Origin of the sequence: Neisseria uirgultaei (genome assembly GCF_962719845.1) — a bacterium.
Lineage (GTDB): Bacteria > Pseudomonadota > Gammaproteobacteria > Burkholderiales > Neisseriaceae > Neisseria > Neisseria bergeri.
In genome coordinates this window covers 104,951-120,608 of sequence record NZ_CAUIYF010000003.1, presented here as the reverse complement: position 1 = coordinate 120,608, position 15,658 = coordinate 104,951, and the positions used below count along the sequence as shown (strand labels likewise).

Sequence of the window (15,658 nt, the reverse complement as noted above, 5' to 3'; positions counted from 1 at the left end):
ACCATGCAAACCCTGATCATTATCCGCCCCGACGATATGCATCTGCACCTGCGCGACGGCGACGCGCTTAAAGCCGTTGCCCCTTATACCGCCCGCCAAATGGGGCGCGCCGTCATTATGCCCAACCTCAAGCCGCCCGTCGTCAGTGTAGCCGACGCGCTTGCCTACAAGGCGCGCATCATGGCGGCATTGCCCGAAGGCAGCGCGTTTGAGCCGCTGATGACGCTTTATCTCACCGACCAAGCCACGCCCGAGCTGGTGCGCGAAGCCAAAGCCGCCGGCATCGTCGCCTTCAAACTCTACCCCGCTGGCGCGACGACCAATTCCGATTCCGGCGTAACCGACCTATTCAAGCTCATCCCCGTGTTGGAAGAAATGGCAAAACAGGACATCCTGTTCCTCGTTCACGGCGAAGTAACCGACCCCGAAATCGACATCTTCGACCGCGAAGCCGCCTTTATCGGGCGCGTGATGAAACCCGTTTTGGCGCAAGTGCCGAATCTCAAAGTCGTGTTTGAACACATCACCACCGCCGAAGCCGCACGCCTGGTTTTGGAAGCAGGCGACAACGTTGCCGCCACCGTTACCCCGCAACACCTTCTGCTCAACCGCAACGACCTCTTGGTCGGCGGCGTGCGCCCCCATCATTTCTGCCTGCCCGTACTCAAACGCGAAATCCACCGTCAGGCTCTGGTTGCCGCCGTTACCGGCGAGAAGGCGCACAAATTCTTCCTCGGCACCGATTCCGCGCCGCACGCCAAATCCGCCAAAGAAAACGCCTGCGGCTGCGCCGGTATGTTCAGCGCGATGACCGCTGTCGAGCTTTACGCCGAAGTGTTTGAAAAAGCAGGCGCGTTGGACAAACTCGAAGCCTTCGCCTCGAAAAACGGCGCAAGGTTCTACGGCATTCCCGAAAATACCGACACGATCACCCTTATCAAACAAAGCCAAACCGTCCCCGCAAGTGTTCCCTACGGCGACGGCGAACTTGTCCCGATGCGCGCGGGCGGTGAAATCGGCTGGACTGTACAGTATTGATAGGGCTGGAAACAAAATGCCGTCTGAAAGGTTTTTCAGACGGCATTTGTGTATTTTCCGATTCGGATTTTCCGGAGTATCAACGGCGTTTGGGCTCGTCGGGGCGGATTTGGGCAGCGAGTTTGTCGAGGATGCCGTTGACGAATTTGTGCCCGTCCGTACCGCCGAAGGTTTTGGTAACTTCGATGGCTTCGTTGATAATGACGGGGTAGGGCGTTTCGGGCATGGCGGACAGCTCGTGGCAGGCGGTCAGCAGGACGGCGCGTTCGATGGGGTTGAGGTCTTTTTCGTCCCTGTCGAGCAGCGGGCGGATTTTTTGGATGTAGTCCGCTGCGTTGGTTTGCGTGCCGAAGAAAAGTTTGTTGAACAATTCTTCGTCTGCCTTGGCAAAGTCGGGCATTTCGCGGATGTTTTTAGCAATTTCGGGCGCGGCGGTGCGGTTGATAAGGGATTGGTAAACGGCTTGTACGGCAAGCTCGCGGGAACGGCGGCGGGCTGTTTTCATAATTTTTCCTTGAAACGGTTGGGCGGCACGGTATGCCGTCTGAAACGGAAAGGGCGTATCGGTGTACGCCCTGTTTGTTATTCTTCGTCTTCAAACTGTTCTTCGAGCAGCAGGTTGACGAGGTTGGCGCATTCCACGGCGACTTTGGCGGCATCCGAGGCTTTTTCTTCAATCCGTTCGATTGCCTGCGCGTCGTTTTCGGTGGTTAAGACGGCATTGGCAATCGGGATGTTGTAGTCGAGTGCGACGCGGCCGATCCCTGCTCCGGATTCGTTGGAAACCAGCTCGAAATGGTAGGTTTCGCCACGGATGACGACGCCGATGGCAATCAGTGCGTCAAATTTTTCGGAAGAGGCAAGGTTCATCAGCGCGATGGGGATTTCAAGCGCGCCGGGTACGGTGGCGACGGTAATGTTTTCGTCTGCCACGCCCAATTCTTGGAGGGTGCGGCAGCAGACTTTGAGCATTTCGCTGCCGATTTCGTTGGTGAAACGTGCCTGTACGATGCCGATGCGGAGGTGTTTGCCGTCAAGGTTGGGGGCGATGGTGTTCATTGGGTGTCCTTTGGTATTCGGAGGTTTCGGAATGCCGTCTGAAGGGTCAGTCCTTAGGTTGCCAGTCGGCAACGGTTTGGAATGTGCCGTCTTCGGCAAGTTCCCATGCGCTGCCTTCGGGTTGTGAGAGCAGGGCGTCGATTCCGGGGTTGGTTCGGGTGATTTCGGCAATGCTGACGATGCTGAAGTTGTCGGGGTCGTCGGTGTATTCGTCGGTCTCGTCGCCGCTGAAGAAACGCCAGCCGCTGTCGTTTTCAAAAACGGGGGCTTCGCGGTAGAGGAAGCCGACGGGCCGGTTTTGTTTGGCGACGGTGTTGGTGGCGATGCAGCGGTCGAGTGACGAGGAAAGTGCTTGTGCAAATGCGTTCATTGCGGGAATACGTTGGGGGAAAACTTGCGGATTTTACCACGATTCTTGCGTTGTCGGCAGACGGCGGCGGTTTGGTGGTACAATGTGCGCCGTTTGCAGCCTTAAGGTGTTTCTGTATTTTTGGAGTATGGAAACGCATTCGGGCTGTTTTTTGCGGAAGACGGTAATGAAAGACGATGTTTTGAAACAGCAGGCACACGCGGCGATACAGAAGAGACTGGGCTACGCGTTCCGCGATATTTCGCTTTTGCGGCAGGCTTTGACGCACAGGAGCCATCATGCGAAGCACAACGAACGGTTTGAGTTTGTCGGCGATTCGATTTTGAATTATACGGTGGCGCGGATGCTGTTTGACGCGTTTCCGAAGTTGACCGAGGGTGAGTTGTCGCGGTTGAGGGCGAGTTTGGTCAATGAGGGCGTGCTGGCGGAAATGGCGGCGGAAATGAATGTCGGCGACGGCCTGTACTTGGGGGCGGGCGAGTTGAAGAGCGGCGGCTTCAGACGGCCTTCGATACTGGCGGACGCGATGGAGGCGATGTTTGCCGCCGTCAGCTTCGATGCCGATTTCAACACGGCGGAAAAGGTGGTGCGCCATCTGTTTGCAGAACGCGTCCGGCGTGCCGATTTCCAAAATCAGGCAAAAGACGGCAAAACTGCTTTGCAGGAGGCGTTGCAGGCGCGCCGTTTCGCCTTACCGAAATACCGCATCGAAGAGCAAATCGGTTATGCCAACGACAGTATGTTTGTCATTTCCTGCGATTTGGGCGAACTGGGTTTCGTGTGCCGTGCCAAAGGAACGAGCCGCAAGGCGGCGGAACAGGAGGCGGCGAAAGAGGCTTTGAAATGGCTGGAAGAGAAGCTGCCACTGAAGAAGAAAAAGAAATGAGGCGGCGCGTGAATATGCCGTCTGAAATGTGGACATGAAAGCAAATATGGATATTGAAACCTTCCTTGCAGGGGAACGTGCCGCCGACGGATACCGTTGCGGCTTCGTAGCGATTGTCGGCCGTCCGAACGTGGGCAAATCAACGCTGATGAATCATCTCATCGGTCAGAAAATCAGTATTACCAGCAAAAAGGCGCAGACGACGCGCAACCGCGTAACGGGGATTTATACCGACGATACCGCGCAGTTTGTGTTTGTCGATACACCCGGTTTTCAAACTGACCACCGTAACGCGCTCAACGACAGGCTGAATCAAAATGTTACCGAGGCACTCGGCGGCGTGGATGTGGTGGTTTTCGTCGTGGAAGCGATGCGCTTTACCGATGCCGACCGTGTCGTGTTGAAACAACTGCCCAAGCACACGCCGGTCATTTTAGTGGTCAATAAAATCGACAAGGACAAGGCGAAAGACCGTTACGCGCTGGAAACGTTTGTTGCCCAAGTGCGCGCCGAATTTGAATTTGCGGCGGCGGAGGCAGTCAGCGCGAAACACGGTTTGCGGATTGCCAACCTGTTGGAGCTGATTAAGCCGTATCTGCCCGAAAGCGTGCCGATGTATCCCGAAGATATGGTTACGGACAAATCGGCGCGTTTTTTAGCGATGGAAATCGTGCGTGAAAAATTGTTCCGCTATTTGGGCGAGGAATTGCCTTATGCGATGAATGTCGAAGTGGAGCAGTTTGAAGAGGAAGACGGTTTAAATCGCATTTATATCGCGGTTTTGGTCGATAAGGAAAGCCAAAAGGCGATTTTGATCGGTAAAGGCGGAGAACGTTTGAAGAAAATTTCCACCGAAGCGCGGTTAGATATGGAAAAACTGTTTGATACCAAAGTATTTTTGAAGGTATGGGTCAAAGTAAAATCCGGTTGGGCGGACGACATCCGCTTCCTGCGCGAGCTGGGTTTGTAGTTTTTCTTGCTGAACTTTACGTAAATGCCGTCTGAACAGGTTTCAGACGGCATTTTGTTTGGCAGTTCAACGGATGACGTTGTGCCCCATTTGGCGGCATCGTCGTTAATAACGTGTGTTTTGGGATGGGACGGCGCGCCTCGGTTGGGCGCGCTTAAGGTGGCGGAGGTTTTGAACCATCTGCATGGCGGGCAGGACGAGGGCTTCGTCGTGGAGGGAATTGCAGGTTGCCGTTGATGTAGAGGCGGGTGTTGTCTCTTCAGTGGGTAACGACGGGCCGTCGGGAGGGCGAATGGCTTTGATAGACGACGGAGTCGCCGAAGTAGCTTTGTTCGGCTTTGAAGGAAATTTTGTCGGCGTAGATGGACGCAGCAGCAAGGACGGACAAAACAATCAGCGCGCGAAGGCGGATGGCGCGGCAGTGGGACAGTTTGGCTTTGAAGGTGCGTGCGGTCAGATAGGCGGCGGGCTTGGGCGCGTTGTGGTATTTGGCGAAATACGGACACCGTGATGTTTTGCCGGCGGAAGGTTTCGGGCGCAACGGCAACAATGCCGCCTACACCGCTTCAGACGTTATGCAAGCCCAGAGCGGCGCACATTATCTCGCCTTGCCCTCGAAAGATGGAGTAGAAGCTGCGAAAAAATATTGGAAAATGCCGTCTGAAAGTTCAGACGGCATCTGCGTATTGGGACAGGTTCGGCCGGTTACGGAAAATATCTGTTTTGACGGCGTGTTCCGGCCGGCAATCAAAGCGGCGGCGGCAAGTCCTTTCCTGTCCATATAGTCGCACGGGATTTCATCGACGGCTGTGCAGGGTGCAGCTGCCGTCGCGCCTCTTATTATGTTCCGTATTTTGATGTCTTGTTAATAAAAACAATCAGGTCTGATCGGAATCAGCCTTCTGAAAGATGTTTTGCCTATAATGGGATTTTGTTGTCCTTCAGATTTTCTTAAAATGCAGTTTGAAGGTGCTTCCTTATCGGTTCCAATAAAATATTATCAGTTGTCGGTGCTTTCGACATTGCACCGGTAGATTTCACCCGTCCCAAACCGCCTGTTCAAAAATGCAATAAAAATGAAGGAGTACCTTATGCGCAAACTGCAAAACACGCTGTATATTACCACGCAAGGCAGCTATCTGCATAAGGAGCGGGAAACGCTGGTGGTGGAGCAGGAACGTAAGAAGGTGGCGCAATTTCCGGTGCATTCCATCGGGCATATTTTCTGTTTCGGCAACGTGCTGGTGTCGCCGTTTTTGCTGGGATTTTGCGGCAAGAATAATGTGAATCTGGCGTTTTTTACCGAAAACGGACGTTTCTTAGGGCGGTTGCAGGGGCGGCAAAGCGGCAATGTGCTGCTGCGTCGGGCGCAGTATCGGATGTCGGAACAAAATCCCGTGCCGATTGCGCGCAATATCATCGCGGCGAAGATTCAGGCAGGCAAACGGGTGCTTCAGCGGCAGATTCGCAACCACGGCGACAATGCGGACATTCAGACGGCGGTTGCCGCGCTGAATTTCTCTTTGCAGCAGTTGAAACGGGCAGACAGTTTGGATTTGATACGCGGGATTGAAGGAGATGCGGCGGCGCGTTATTTCGGCGTGTTCGGGCAGTTGGTTAAGGCGGAAAGCGGGTTTACTTTTGACGGAAGAAACCGTCGCCCGCCGAGAGACAGTGTCAATGCGCTGCTTTCTTTTCTATACAGTATTTTGGGCAAGGACATCAGCGGTGCGTTGCAAGGCGTGGGGCTGGATCCGCAGGTGGGTTTTCTGCACGCCGACCGACCCGGGCGCGACAGCCTGGCACAGGATATTTTGGAAGAGTTCCGCGCGTGGTGGGCGGACAGGCTGGTGCTGTCGCTGATTAACCGTAGGCAAATCAAGCCGCAGGATTTTGTCGTCGGGGCAAGCGGGGCGGTGAGCTTAAAAGCCGATGCGCGTAAACTTTTGTTCCAGTCTTTGCAGGCGAAAAAGCAGGAAAAAATCACCCATCCGTTTTTGGGTGAAGAAGTGGAAATCGGTTTGCTGCCTTATATTCAGGCTATGCTTTTGGCGCGGCATCTGCGCGGAGATTTGGCGGCATATCCGCCGTTTTTGATGAGGTAGCCGGGTATGCCGTCTGAACGCAACCGGCTTCAGACGGCATGGAGGGATAAGAAAATGCTGATGTTGATAACTTATGATATTTCGCTGGAAAATGCCGAAGGGCAGGCAAGGCTGCGGCGCGTAGCGAAACTGTGCCAAGACTACGGCGTGCGCGTGCAGTATTCCGTGTTCGAATGCGACATCTCACCCGACCAATGGGTAGTTTTAAAAGACAAACTTTTAAAAACCTACAACCCCGAAACAGACAGCCTGCGCTTTTACCACTTGGGCAGCAAATGGCGGCGCAAAGTGGAACATCACGGCGCAAAACCGGCGGTCGATATATTCAAGGACACGCTGATTGTGTGAATCGCCAACCTGTTGTTCCCATAAAAATGCGGCAGGGTTGGCGAATTTGGATTGTTCTTTAACAATCAGGATATTGCAAATGTGGATATGGCGGATAAGGCTGTGCTATACTCATGCTTGTGCTTTTTTCGGGAGTTTGGCGAAGTCGGGGCTGCAAAGCCTGATGTAGTAAGGCTTTCGGAATGAGCTTCAGCCGCCTTCAGGCGGCTGTGTGTTGAAACGCCAAGGCATCGGGCTTTTCGGCGTTATCCAGCAATCAGCCGCCTTCAGGCGGCTGTGTGTTGAAACTCTGTTGAAGACGAAGTTAAAGCCGCCAACACCGTCAGCCGCCTTCAGGCGGCTGTGTGTTGAAACGACAGCTCGGACGCGTTCGACGCGCTCCGTCCGTTCAGCCGCCTTCAGGCGGCTGTGTGTTGAAACTGGGCAATTTCTACATCTTGGCGGGCGTTCATATCAGCCGCCTTCAGGCGGCTGTGTGTTGAAACTTTAAAGCCCCACCAAGTAATCACAGCCAAGAAATCAGCCGCCTTCAGGCGGCTGTGTGTTGAAACAATCAATGATATGCATGTTTGGCTTCAGTATCCCTCAGCCGCCTTCAGGCGGCTGTGTGTTGAAACTATCAGGAAGCCAAACAAAAAAGTCCCACCTACGTCAGCCGCCTTCAGGCGGCTGTGTGTTGAAACTTGAATGGTGCGACCACCGAAAACGACTTTGTAATCAGCCGCCTTCAGGCGGCTGTGTGTTGAAACAGACGGCAACAGAGAAAGGAAATAAAAAATGACCTCAGCCGCCTTCAGGCGGCTGTGTGTTGAAACTTGATTCCGCGCCTTTGCCGCCTTGAGCTTCCCGTCAGCCGCCTTCAGGCGGCTGTGTGTTGAAACAGTTTCTCGTGCAGGAGGTCGTAATTTGCCCAATCAGCCGCCTTCAGGCGGCTGTGTGTTGAAACCGCCAACGCCATACGCATTACCGCAATATCGGCTCAGCCGCCTTCAGGCGGCTGTGTGTTGAAACTGTGCGCTGGCGGGGAATAATGCGTTGAAGTTTTTTCAGCCGCCTTCAGGCGGCTGTGTGTTGAAACCGCTACCTGGCGCAGGCGGTTGATTTAATGGACACTCAGCCGCCTTCAGGCGGCTGTGTGTTGAAACCTTGGCGAATCCGAAGGCATAGCCCGCCGCCAACTCAGCCGCCTTCAGGCGGCTGTGTGTTGAAACACCTACGACGAAGCCCACGTGTCCGCCGCCCTGTCAGCCGCCTTCAGGCGGCTGTGTGTTGAAACCACATCAAATCTTCAAAACGGTTCATCCTATCGATTCAGCCGCCTTCAGGCGGCTGTGTGTTGAAACATTGCCAATTGATTTTGTACAATATGGCGACTACTCAGCCGCCTTCAGGCGGCTGTGTGTTGAAACATCAATCCTGAAACTGGCGCAACTTGGTCGGGCATCAGCCGCCTTCAGGCGGCTGTGTGTTGAAACACGCTGTTCCTTATCTGTCATGCCGATTTCACCGTCAGCCGCCTTCAGGCGGCTGTGTGTTGAAACCTCGAAACGCTCTTCCACCAAGCCTTCCTCAATTCAGCCGCCTTCAGGCGGCTGTGTGTTGAAACCCCCTCGGGCCGGGCGCAAGCCTGCGGCAAGTCCTCAGCCGCCTTCAGGCGGCTGTGTGTTGAAACACTGAATAAACGTGGATATTGGACGGGCAGCCGTATCAGCCGCCTTCAGGCGGCTGTGTGTTGAAACCAAAATGCTTGAGAATCGGGCAATCACATCTCGATCAGCCGCCTTCAGGCGGCTGTGTGTTGAAACCATTCGTTATTTACCTTTTTGGCCAAATCTGAAATCAGCCGCCTTCAGGCGGCTGTGTGTTGAAACGGCGCGGACGACATCCGCTTCCTGCGCGAACCGGGTTTGTAAACCCTTAAAGGACAATCCGATTCCCCGACAGCTTCAAATCCTGTCGGGACCGACGCAAAAATGCCGTCTGAACTTGGTTTCAGACGGCATTTTGTTTCAATCGGGAATATCTTTGTTAAAAATTGGTTGATATTATCTGCACATATTAATATAATGATAATTATTATTAATCAAATAGGGGAAAAGTAGAAATGCGTAAACTGAATTATTTCGGTATTGCCTTGCTGCCGTTGATGCTGGCAGCCTGTGGCGGCAATTTCGGCGTGCAGCCTGTTGCCAAACCAACGCCGACCATGCAAACCCCGTCAGATTCCAAACCGTCCAAACCTGAGGACGTTCCTACTCCGCCCCCTGCCAAACCTTCTATAGAAACCACGCCGGTCAACCGACCCGCCGTCGGTGCGGCAATGCGGCTGTTGAGGCGGAATACTGCTTTTCATCGTGAAGATGGCACGGTAATTCCCGATAGCAAACAAGCAGAAGAACAGCTGTCGTTTAAAGAGGAAGATATCCTGTTTTTATACGGTTCCAAAGAAGATCAACGTCAGCAGCTTAAAGATAAAATTCGTCAACCAAATTCTACGGCAAGCATTATCACATCGGAAAAGAAAAATGAAAGATATAGTTATAAATTTGTAGATGCAGGTTATGTATATGTAAGGGGGGAAGATGAAATTAAGTGGACTTCAGATTACAAGCAGTTTTCCAACCGCTTAGGTTATGACGGTTTTGTATATTATTCCGGAGAACGTCCTTCCCAATCTTTACCGAGTGCGGGAATGGTGCAATATTCCGGCAACTGGCAATATATGACCGATGCCAAACGTCATCGAGCAGGTAAGGCGGTTGGCATTGACAATTTGGGTTATATCACATTTTATGGTAACGATGTTGGTGCAACTTCTTATGCGGCTAAGGATGCCGACGACAGGGAAAAACATCCTGCCAAATATACGGTTGATTTTTATAACAAAACCCTGAATGGCGAGCTGATTAAAAATCAGTATGTGCGAAATAGAAATGATCCCCAAAAGCCGCTGACCATTTACAACATTACTGCAACATTGGACGGCAACCGCTTTACCGGCAGTGCCAAAGTTAACACCGAGTTGAAGACGAGCCACGCTGATAAAGAATATTTGTTTTTCCATACCGATGCCGATCAGCGGCTTGAGGGCGGTTTTTTCGGCGATAACGGAGAAGAGCTTGCCGGACGGTTTATCAGCAACGACAACAGCGTATTCGGCGTATTCGCAGGCAAACAAAAAACAGAGACATCAGGCACAAATCCTGCTATGCCGTCTGAAAAACACACCAAAATCTTGGATTCTCTGAAAATTTCCGTTGACGAGGCGACTGATAAAAATGCCCGCCAGTTTGCCATTTCCCCTATGCCCGATTTTGGTCATCCCGATAAACTTCTTGTCGAAGGGCGTGAAATTCCTTTGGTAAACCAAGAACAAACCATCGATCTTGCCGACGGCAGGAAAATGACCGTCAGTGCTTGTTGCGATTTTCTGACCTATGTGAAACTCGGACGGATAAAAACCGACCGCCCGGCAAGTAAACCAAAGGCGGAAGATAAAGGGGAGGATGAAGAGGGTGCAGGCGTTGGTAACGGCGAAGAAGACGAAGACGAAGCCGTAGAAGACGAAGGCAGCGAAGAAAACGAAGCTGTAGAAGACGGAGGCAGCGAAGAAGACGAAGGTGAAGAAGCTGAAGAACCCGAAGAAGAATTGCCGGAAGAAGGCGGCGGTGGCGGTTCAGACGGCATCTCGCCCGCTCCGGAAGCCCCTAAAGGCAGGGACATCGACCTTTTCCTGAAAGGTATCCGCACGGCAGAAGCCGACATTCCAAAAACCGGAACAGCGCATTATACGGGCACTTGGGAAGCGCGTATCAGCAAACCCATTCAATGGGACAATCATGCGGATAAAAAAGCGGCAAAAGCAGAATTTACCGTTGATTTCGGCGGGAAATCGATTTCCGGAACGCTGACGGAGAAAAACGGTGTACAACCTGCTTTCCATATTGAAAACGGCAAGATTGAGGGCAACGGTTTCTACGCGACAGCACGCACTCGGGAGAACGGCATCAATCTTTCGGGAAATGGTTCGACCAACCCCAAAACCTTCCAAGCTAATGATCTTCGTGTAGAAGGAGGATTTTACGGCCCGCAGGCGGCGGAATTGGGCGGCACTATTTTCAATAATGATGGGAAATCTCTTGGTATAACTGAAGGTACTGAAAATGAAGCTGAAGCTGAAACTGAAGCTGATGTTGGCGAACGGTTAGAACCTGAAGTTAAACACCAATTCGGCGTGGTATTCGGTGCGAAGAAAGATAATAAAGAGGTGGAAAAATGAATAAGAAACACGGTTTTCCGCTGACTTTGACCGCCTTGGCCATTGCAACCGCTTTTCCGGCTTATGCCGCCCAAGCGGGGGGGGCGACACCTGATGCCGCGCAGACCCAATCCCTGAAAGAGGTTACCGTCCGTGCCGCCAAAGTGGGGCGCAGATCGAAAGAGGCGACCGGTTTGGGCAAAATCGTCAAAACGTCGGAAACGTTGAACAAAGAACAGGTACTCGGTATCCGCGACCTGACGCGCTACGACCCGGGCGTGGCGGTTGTCGAACAGGGCAACGGCGCGAGCGGCGGCTACTCGATACGCGGCGTGGATAAAAACCGTGTGGCGGTTTCGGTTGACGGCGTTGCCCAAATACAGGCGTTTACCGTGCAAGGATCGTTGAGCGGATACGGCGGACGCGGCGGCAGCGGTGCAATCAACGAAATCGAATATGAAAACATCAGCACGGTGGAAATCGACAAAGGTGCCGGTTCGTCCGATCACGGCAGCGGCGCACTCGGCGGCGCGGTCGCTTTCCGCACCAAAGAGGCGGCAGACCTGATTTCAGACGGCAAAAGTTGGGGGATACAGGCAAAAACCGCCTACGGCAGTAAAAACCGCCAATTTATGAAGTCGCTCGGCGCGGGGTTCAGCAAAGACGGTTGGGAAGGGCTGCTAATCCGTACCGAACGCCAAGGGCGGGAAACGCGCCCGCACGGCGATATTGCGGACGGGGTGGAATACGGCATAGACCGTTTGGACGCGTTCCGCCAGACATACGATATTCAGAAGCAGAATAAAAAGGCGGAATATTTCTTAGCGGAGGGCGAGCGTGAACCCAAGCCCGTGGCAAAATTGGCGGGCAACGGAAACTATTTGAAAAACCAGCTCAACCGCTGGGTAAAAGAACGTATTGAACAAAATCAGCCTTTAAGTGCTGAAGAAGAAGCGATGGTGCGGGAGGCGCAGGCGCGCCACGAAAACCTGTCCGCCCAAGCTTACACGGGCGGCGGCAGGATATTGCCCGATCTGATGGATTACCGCAGCGGCTCTTGGCTTGCCAAGCTGGGCTACCGCTTCGGCGGCAGGCATTATGTCGGCGGCGTGTTTGAGGATACCAAACAGCGTTACGACATCCGCGATATGACGGAAAAACAGTATTACGGTACGGACGAGGCGAAAAAGTTTAGCGACAAGAGCGGGGTGTACGACGGCAACGATTTCCGCGACGGCTTGTATTTTGTGCCGAATATAGAAGAGTGGAAGGGCGATAAAAATTTGGTCAAGGGCATAGGTTTGAAATATTCCCGCACCAAATTTATTGATGAACATCACCGCCGCCGCCGTATGGGTTTGCTGTACCGTTATGAAAACGAAGCGTATTCTGACAATTGGGCGGATAAGGCGGTGTTGTCGTTTGACAAACAGGGCGTGGCAACCGACAACAACACGCTGAAGCTGAATTGCGCCGTGTATCCTGCTGTGGACAAATCCTGCCGCGCGTCGGCGGACAAACCGTATTCCTACGACAGCAGCGACCGTTTCCACTACCGCGAACAGCACAATGTTTTGAATGCCTCGTTTGAGAAGTCGCTGAAAAACAAATGGACGAAACACCATCTGACTTTGGGCTTCGGTTACGATGCTTCCAAAGCGATCTCCCGCCCCGAACAGCTTTCCCACAATGCGGCAAGGATTTCGGAATCCACGGGATTCGATGATAACAATCGAGATAAGTACCGTTTGGGTAAGCCCGAAGTCGTCGAAGGATCGGTCTGCGGCTACATCGAAACCCTGCGTTCCCGCAAATGCGTGCCAAGAAAAATCAACGGCAGTAATATCCACATTTCTTTGAACGACCGTTTTTCAATCGGCAAATATTTTGATTTCAGCTTGGGCGGCAGGTACGACCGGCAAAACTTCACCACGTCGGAAGAACTCGTCCGCAGCGGGCGGTATGTTGACCGTTCGTGGAACAGCGGTATCGTGTTCAAACCAAACCGGCATTTTTCCGTGTCTTACCGTGCCTCCAGCGGCTTCAGAACGCCTTCTTTCCAAGAGCTTTTCGGGATAGACATTTATCACGATTATCCGAAAGGCTGGCAGCGTCCCGCCCTGAAATCGGAAAAGGCAGCCAACCGCGAAATCGGTTTGCAGTGGAAGGGCGATTTCGGCTTTTTGGAAATCAGCAGCTTCCGCAACCGCTATACCGATATGATTGCCGTTGCCGATCAAAAAACCAAATTGCCGGATTCAACAGGACGATTGACAGAGATTGATATACGCGATTATTACAATGCCCAAAATATGTCGCTTCAAGGCGTTAATATATTGGGAAAAATCGACTGGAACGGCGTGTACGGCAAACTGCCCGAAGGTTTGTACACCACATTGGCGTACAACCGCATCAAACCGAAATCGGTATCCAACCGGCCGGACTTGTCCCTCCGCAGCTATGCTTTGGATGCGGTACAGCCGTCGCGTTATGTTTTGGGGTTCGGATACGACCAGCCCGAGGGGAAATGGGGGGCAAACATTATGCTGACCTATTCCAAAGGGAAAAACCCTGACGAGCTTGCTTATCTGGCAGGCGATCAAAAACGATATTCGGCAGGAAGGGTTACGTCTTCTTGGAAAACGGCAGACGTTTCCGCCTATCTGAATCTGAAAAAACGGCTGACCTTGAGGGCGGCTATCTACAATATCGGCAACTACCGCTACGTTACTTGGGAATCCTTGCGCCAGACTGCGGAAAGCACGGCAAACCGACGCAGCGAAGACAGCAATTATGGAAGGTATGCCGCACCGGGCAGGAACTTCAGCCTCGCGCTCGAAATGAAGTTTTAAAGGAAATGCCGTCTGAAAGCTTGATCTGCACCCCAAAAGTCGGACTAAACCGCCAACTGATTAAGGTGCAGGTTTTTTTGATTCAATATAAACAAGATTTCCGCCGTCATTCCCGCGCAGGCGGGAATCTAGGCCGTTCGGTTTAGGTTTTTTGAGGTTTCGATTAACTCTAAACCGTCATTTCCTCGAAAGCGGAAAATCAAAAACAGAAACCTGAAATTCGTCATTCCAGCGAAGGCGGGAATCTAGACATTCAATGCTAAGGCAATTTATCGGGAATGACTGAAACTCAAAAAACTGGATTCCCACTTTCGTGGGAATGACGAAGTGGAAGTTACCCGAAACTTAAAACAAGCGAAACCGAACGAACCGGATTCTCGCTTGCGCGGGAATGACGGGATTAAGTTTTCAAAATTCATCAGAAATTACTGATTTAATAACATAAATTTTTTAGATTATAGTGGATTAAATTTAAATCAGGACAAGGCGACGAAGCCGCAGACAGTATAAATAGTACGGCAAGGCGAGGCAACGCCGTACTGGTTTAAATTTAATCCACTATAAGTCATTCCGGCGGCAATTTTTGTTGCTTTAACGGGATAGGCGGTTGGCGGTTGCGATAAAGGCGGCGACTTTGGCGGGGTCTTTTTTGCCTTTAGACGCTTCCACGCCGCCGGATACGTCGACCGCTTCCGCTCCGGTGATGCGGATGGCTTCGCCGACGTTTTCAGGGGTCAGCCCACCGGCAAGCACCCACGGTTTGCCCGAATATTCCGCCAACAGCGTCCAGTCGAAGCGGTGTCCGGTGCCGCCATATTCCGAAGGATGGTAGGCATCGAACAGCAGTGCCTGAGCGTTGGGAAAACGGTGGGTGGCGTTTTGGATGTCTGATGCCGTCTGAACACGAATGGCTTTAATATAGGGGCGGTGGAACTGACGGCAGAATGCGTCGTCTTCGTCGCCGTGGAATTGGATTAAGTGTATCGGTACTTCGGCAAGGATGCGGCGGATGTTTTGCGCACTTTCGTTGACGAAAAGGGCGACAACGCTGACAAACGGCGGCAGTGCGGCGGTGATTTTTTTGGCGCGGGCAATATCGACGGCCCGGCTGCTGCCTTGGAAAAAGACCAGCCCGACGGCATCCGCACCTGCCGCTGCGGCGGCCGATGCGTCTTCCGGTGTGGTGATGCCGCAGATTTTGGTGCGGATTTTCCTCATTCGGTATTCCTTTATTTGGGAAACGGCGCGTTTGCACCGTTTCAGACGGCATTCCCGATCAGTCGATTTTGATGTATTCGACAGAAAGGATTTCAATTTCCTCACGGCCTTCCGGCGTGTTTAAAACCACCTCGTCGCCTTCGCGTGCTTTAATCAGGCAACGTGCCAACGGCGAAATCCAAGAAATTTTGTTTTGCGCGGTATCGATTTCATCGATGCCGACGATTTTGACGGTTTGCTCGCGCCCGTCGCCGCGCAACAGCCCTACCGTCGCGCCGAAAAACACTTGGTCGGTCGCTTCGCGCAATTCGGGATCGACGACGACGGCAGCCTCCAAACGTTTGGTCAGGAAACGGATGCGGCGGTCGATTTCGCGCATACGGCGTTTGCCGTAAAGATAGTCGCCGTTTTCGCTGCGGTCGCCGTTGCCTGCCGCCCAGTTGACGATTTGGACGATTTCGGGGCGTTCTTTATTGACCAGCTGATACAGCTCGTCTTTCAATGCCTGCCATCCGGCGGGCGTAATGTAGTTTTTGGTTTCGGTACTCATATTG

At 52.7% G+C, this 15,658-nt stretch carries 14 protein-coding genes, 1 pseudogene and 1 CRISPR repeat array; of the genes and pseudogenes, 10 read left to right on the top strand and 5 right to left on the bottom strand.

Translation table 11 applies throughout. The features are described 5' to 3' along the window. Nucleotides 1-3: 3 nt before the first annotated feature. On the top strand, nt 4-1,038 hold the full coding sequence (pyrC, locus tag Q9J32_RS02860) for a dihydroorotase (RefSeq protein ID WP_301885010.1): 1,035 nt from the start codon (nt 4-6) through the stop codon (nt 1,036-1,038). A 79-nt stretch (nt 1,039-1,117) separates the two neighbouring features. Here the strand turns inward: pyrC and nusB are convergent, their stop codons facing one another. The 3 genes from nusB to Q9J32_RS02845 all read right to left on the bottom strand — a co-directional run bounded on the left by nusB (nt 1,118) and on the right by Q9J32_RS02845 (nt 2,467). Beyond that, complete coding sequence (gene nusB, locus Q9J32_RS02855; RefSeq protein WP_002221275.1) at nt 1,118-1,543, bottom strand: transcription antitermination factor NusB; 426 nt, start codon at nt 1,541-1,543, stop codon at nt 1,118-1,120. A 77-nt stretch (nt 1,544-1,620) separates the two neighbouring features. Then, a complete protein-coding gene (gene ribH / locus Q9J32_RS02850; RefSeq protein ID WP_050173663.1) occupies nt 1,621-2,097 on the bottom strand; it encodes a 6,7-dimethyl-8-ribityllumazine synthase in 477 nt (158 codons plus the stop codon). A 46-nt stretch (nt 2,098-2,143) separates the two neighbouring features. Continuing rightward, nucleotides 2,144-2,467, bottom strand: a complete 324-nt coding sequence (locus tag Q9J32_RS02845; RefSeq protein ID WP_301885006.1) for a DUF2185 domain-containing protein — start codon at nt 2,465-2,467, stop codon at nt 2,144-2,146. Between the two features lie 166 nt (nt 2,468-2,633). Here Q9J32_RS02845 and rnc point away from each other — a divergent pair, with 166 nt between their 5' ends. The 9 genes and pseudogenes from rnc to Q9J32_RS02800 all read left to right on the top strand — a co-directional run bounded on the left by rnc (nt 2,634) and on the right by Q9J32_RS02800 (nt 14,032). Next, nucleotides 2,634-3,353, top strand: a complete 720-nt coding sequence (gene rnc, locus Q9J32_RS02840) for a ribonuclease III (RefSeq protein WP_301668326.1) — start codon at nt 2,634-2,636, stop codon at nt 3,351-3,353. Nucleotides 3,354-3,399: 46 nt separating this feature from the next. After that, complete coding sequence (gene era, locus Q9J32_RS02835) at nt 3,400-4,323, top strand: GTPase Era (protein ID WP_301885003.1); 924 nt, start codon at nt 3,400-3,402, stop codon at nt 4,321-4,323. A 24-nt stretch (nt 4,324-4,347) separates the two neighbouring features. Beyond that, nucleotides 4,348-4,560 (top strand): hypothetical protein, encoded by a 213-nt coding sequence (locus Q9J32_RS10175; protein ID WP_373321645.1) that lies wholly within the window; start codon nt 4,348-4,350, stop codon nt 4,558-4,560. A gap of 224 nt (nt 4,561-4,784) precedes the next feature. Further along, nucleotides 4,785-4,952: pseudogene (locus Q9J32_RS02825) on the top strand (twin-arginine translocation pathway signal); the annotation flags it as partial. Between the two features lie 462 nt (nt 4,953-5,414). Further along, a complete protein-coding gene (gene cas1c / locus Q9J32_RS02820; RefSeq protein WP_304675358.1) occupies nt 5,415-6,428 on the top strand; it encodes a type I-C CRISPR-associated endonuclease Cas1c in 1,014 nt (337 codons plus the stop codon). A 54-nt stretch (nt 6,429-6,482) separates the two neighbouring features. Further along, the gene (gene cas2, locus Q9J32_RS02815; RefSeq protein ID WP_196428457.1) at nt 6,483-6,776 is read left to right on the top strand and encodes a CRISPR-associated endonuclease Cas2; all 294 of its coding nucleotides are present in this window, start codon (nt 6,483-6,485) and stop codon (nt 6,774-6,776) included. 189 nt (nt 6,777-6,965) lie between these two features. Beyond that, nucleotides 6,966-8,647: direct repeats of the CRISPR family, unit length 32 nt; unit sequence TCAGCCGCCTTCAGGCGGCTGTGTGTTGAAAC. Between the two features lie 233 nt (nt 8,648-8,880). Next, a complete protein-coding gene (locus Q9J32_RS02810) occupies nt 8,881-11,055 on the top strand; it encodes a transferrin-binding protein-like solute binding protein (RefSeq protein ID WP_304666565.1) in 2,175 nt (724 codons plus the stop codon). After that, complete coding sequence (lbpA, locus tag Q9J32_RS02805; protein ID WP_301884313.1) at nt 11,052-13,886, top strand: lactoferrin/transferrin-binding protein LbpA; 2,835 nt, start codon at nt 11,052-11,054, stop codon at nt 13,884-13,886. The genes Q9J32_RS02810 and lbpA overlap by 4 nt, the downstream gene beginning before the upstream one ends. Before the next feature lie 5 nt (nt 13,887-13,891). Further along, on the top strand, nt 13,892-14,032 hold the full coding sequence (locus Q9J32_RS02800; protein ID WP_304666553.1) for a hypothetical protein: 141 nt from the start codon (nt 13,892-13,894) through the stop codon (nt 14,030-14,032). Nucleotides 14,033-14,477: 445 nt separating this feature from the next. On the opposite strand, the gene Q9J32_RS02790 is transcribed toward Q9J32_RS02800, so the two are convergent. Next, a complete protein-coding gene (locus Q9J32_RS02790) occupies nt 14,478-15,104 on the bottom strand; it encodes a phosphoribosylanthranilate isomerase (RefSeq protein WP_301884312.1) in 627 nt (208 codons plus the stop codon). 58 nt (nt 15,105-15,162) lie between these two features. Continuing rightward, entirely contained in the window at nt 15,163-15,654 is a 492-nt protein-coding gene (gene greB / locus Q9J32_RS02785) for a transcription elongation factor GreB (protein WP_002236813.1), read from the bottom strand. Between the last annotated feature and the right edge of the window lie 4 nt (nt 15,655-15,658).

Bases quoted from the DNA above. Each gene is read 5' to 3' on its own strand.
- pyrC (WP_301885010.1), top strand. From the start codon at position 4: ATGCAAACCCTGATCATTATCCGCCCCGACGATATGCATCTGCACCTG.
- nusB (WP_002221275.1), bottom strand. From the start codon at position 1,543: ATGAAAACAGCCCGCCGCCGTTCCCGCGAGCTTGCCGTACAAGCCGTT.
- ribH (WP_050173663.1), bottom strand. From the start codon at position 2,097: ATGAACACCATCGCCCCCAACCTTGACGGCAAACACCTCCGCATCGGC.
- Q9J32_RS02845 (WP_301885006.1), bottom strand. From the start codon at position 2,467: ATGAACGCATTTGCACAAGCACTTTCCTCGTCACTCGACCGCTGCATC.
- rnc (WP_301668326.1), top strand. From the start codon at position 2,634: ATGAAAGACGATGTTTTGAAACAGCAGGCACACGCGGCGATACAGAAG.
- era (WP_301885003.1), top strand. From the start codon at position 3,400: ATGGATATTGAAACCTTCCTTGCAGGGGAACGTGCCGCCGACGGATAC.
- Q9J32_RS10175 (WP_373321645.1), top strand. From the start codon at position 4,348: ATGCCGTCTGAACAGGTTTCAGACGGCATTTTGTTTGGCAGTTCAACG.
- cas1c (WP_304675358.1), top strand. From the start codon at position 5,415: ATGCGCAAACTGCAAAACACGCTGTATATTACCACGCAAGGCAGCTAT.
- cas2 (WP_196428457.1), top strand. From the start codon at position 6,483: ATGCTGATGTTGATAACTTATGATATTTCGCTGGAAAATGCCGAAGGG.
- Q9J32_RS02810 (WP_304666565.1), top strand. From the start codon at position 8,881: ATGCGTAAACTGAATTATTTCGGTATTGCCTTGCTGCCGTTGATGCTG.
- lbpA (WP_301884313.1), top strand. From the start codon at position 11,052: ATGAATAAGAAACACGGTTTTCCGCTGACTTTGACCGCCTTGGCCATT.
- Q9J32_RS02800 (WP_304666553.1), top strand. From the start codon at position 13,892: ATGCCGTCTGAAAGCTTGATCTGCACCCCAAAAGTCGGACTAAACCGC.
- Q9J32_RS02790 (WP_301884312.1), bottom strand. From the start codon at position 15,104: ATGAGGAAAATCCGCACCAAAATCTGCGGCATCACCACACCGGAAGAC.
- greB (WP_002236813.1), bottom strand. From the start codon at position 15,654: ATGAGTACCGAAACCAAAAACTACATTACGCCCGCCGGATGGCAGGCA.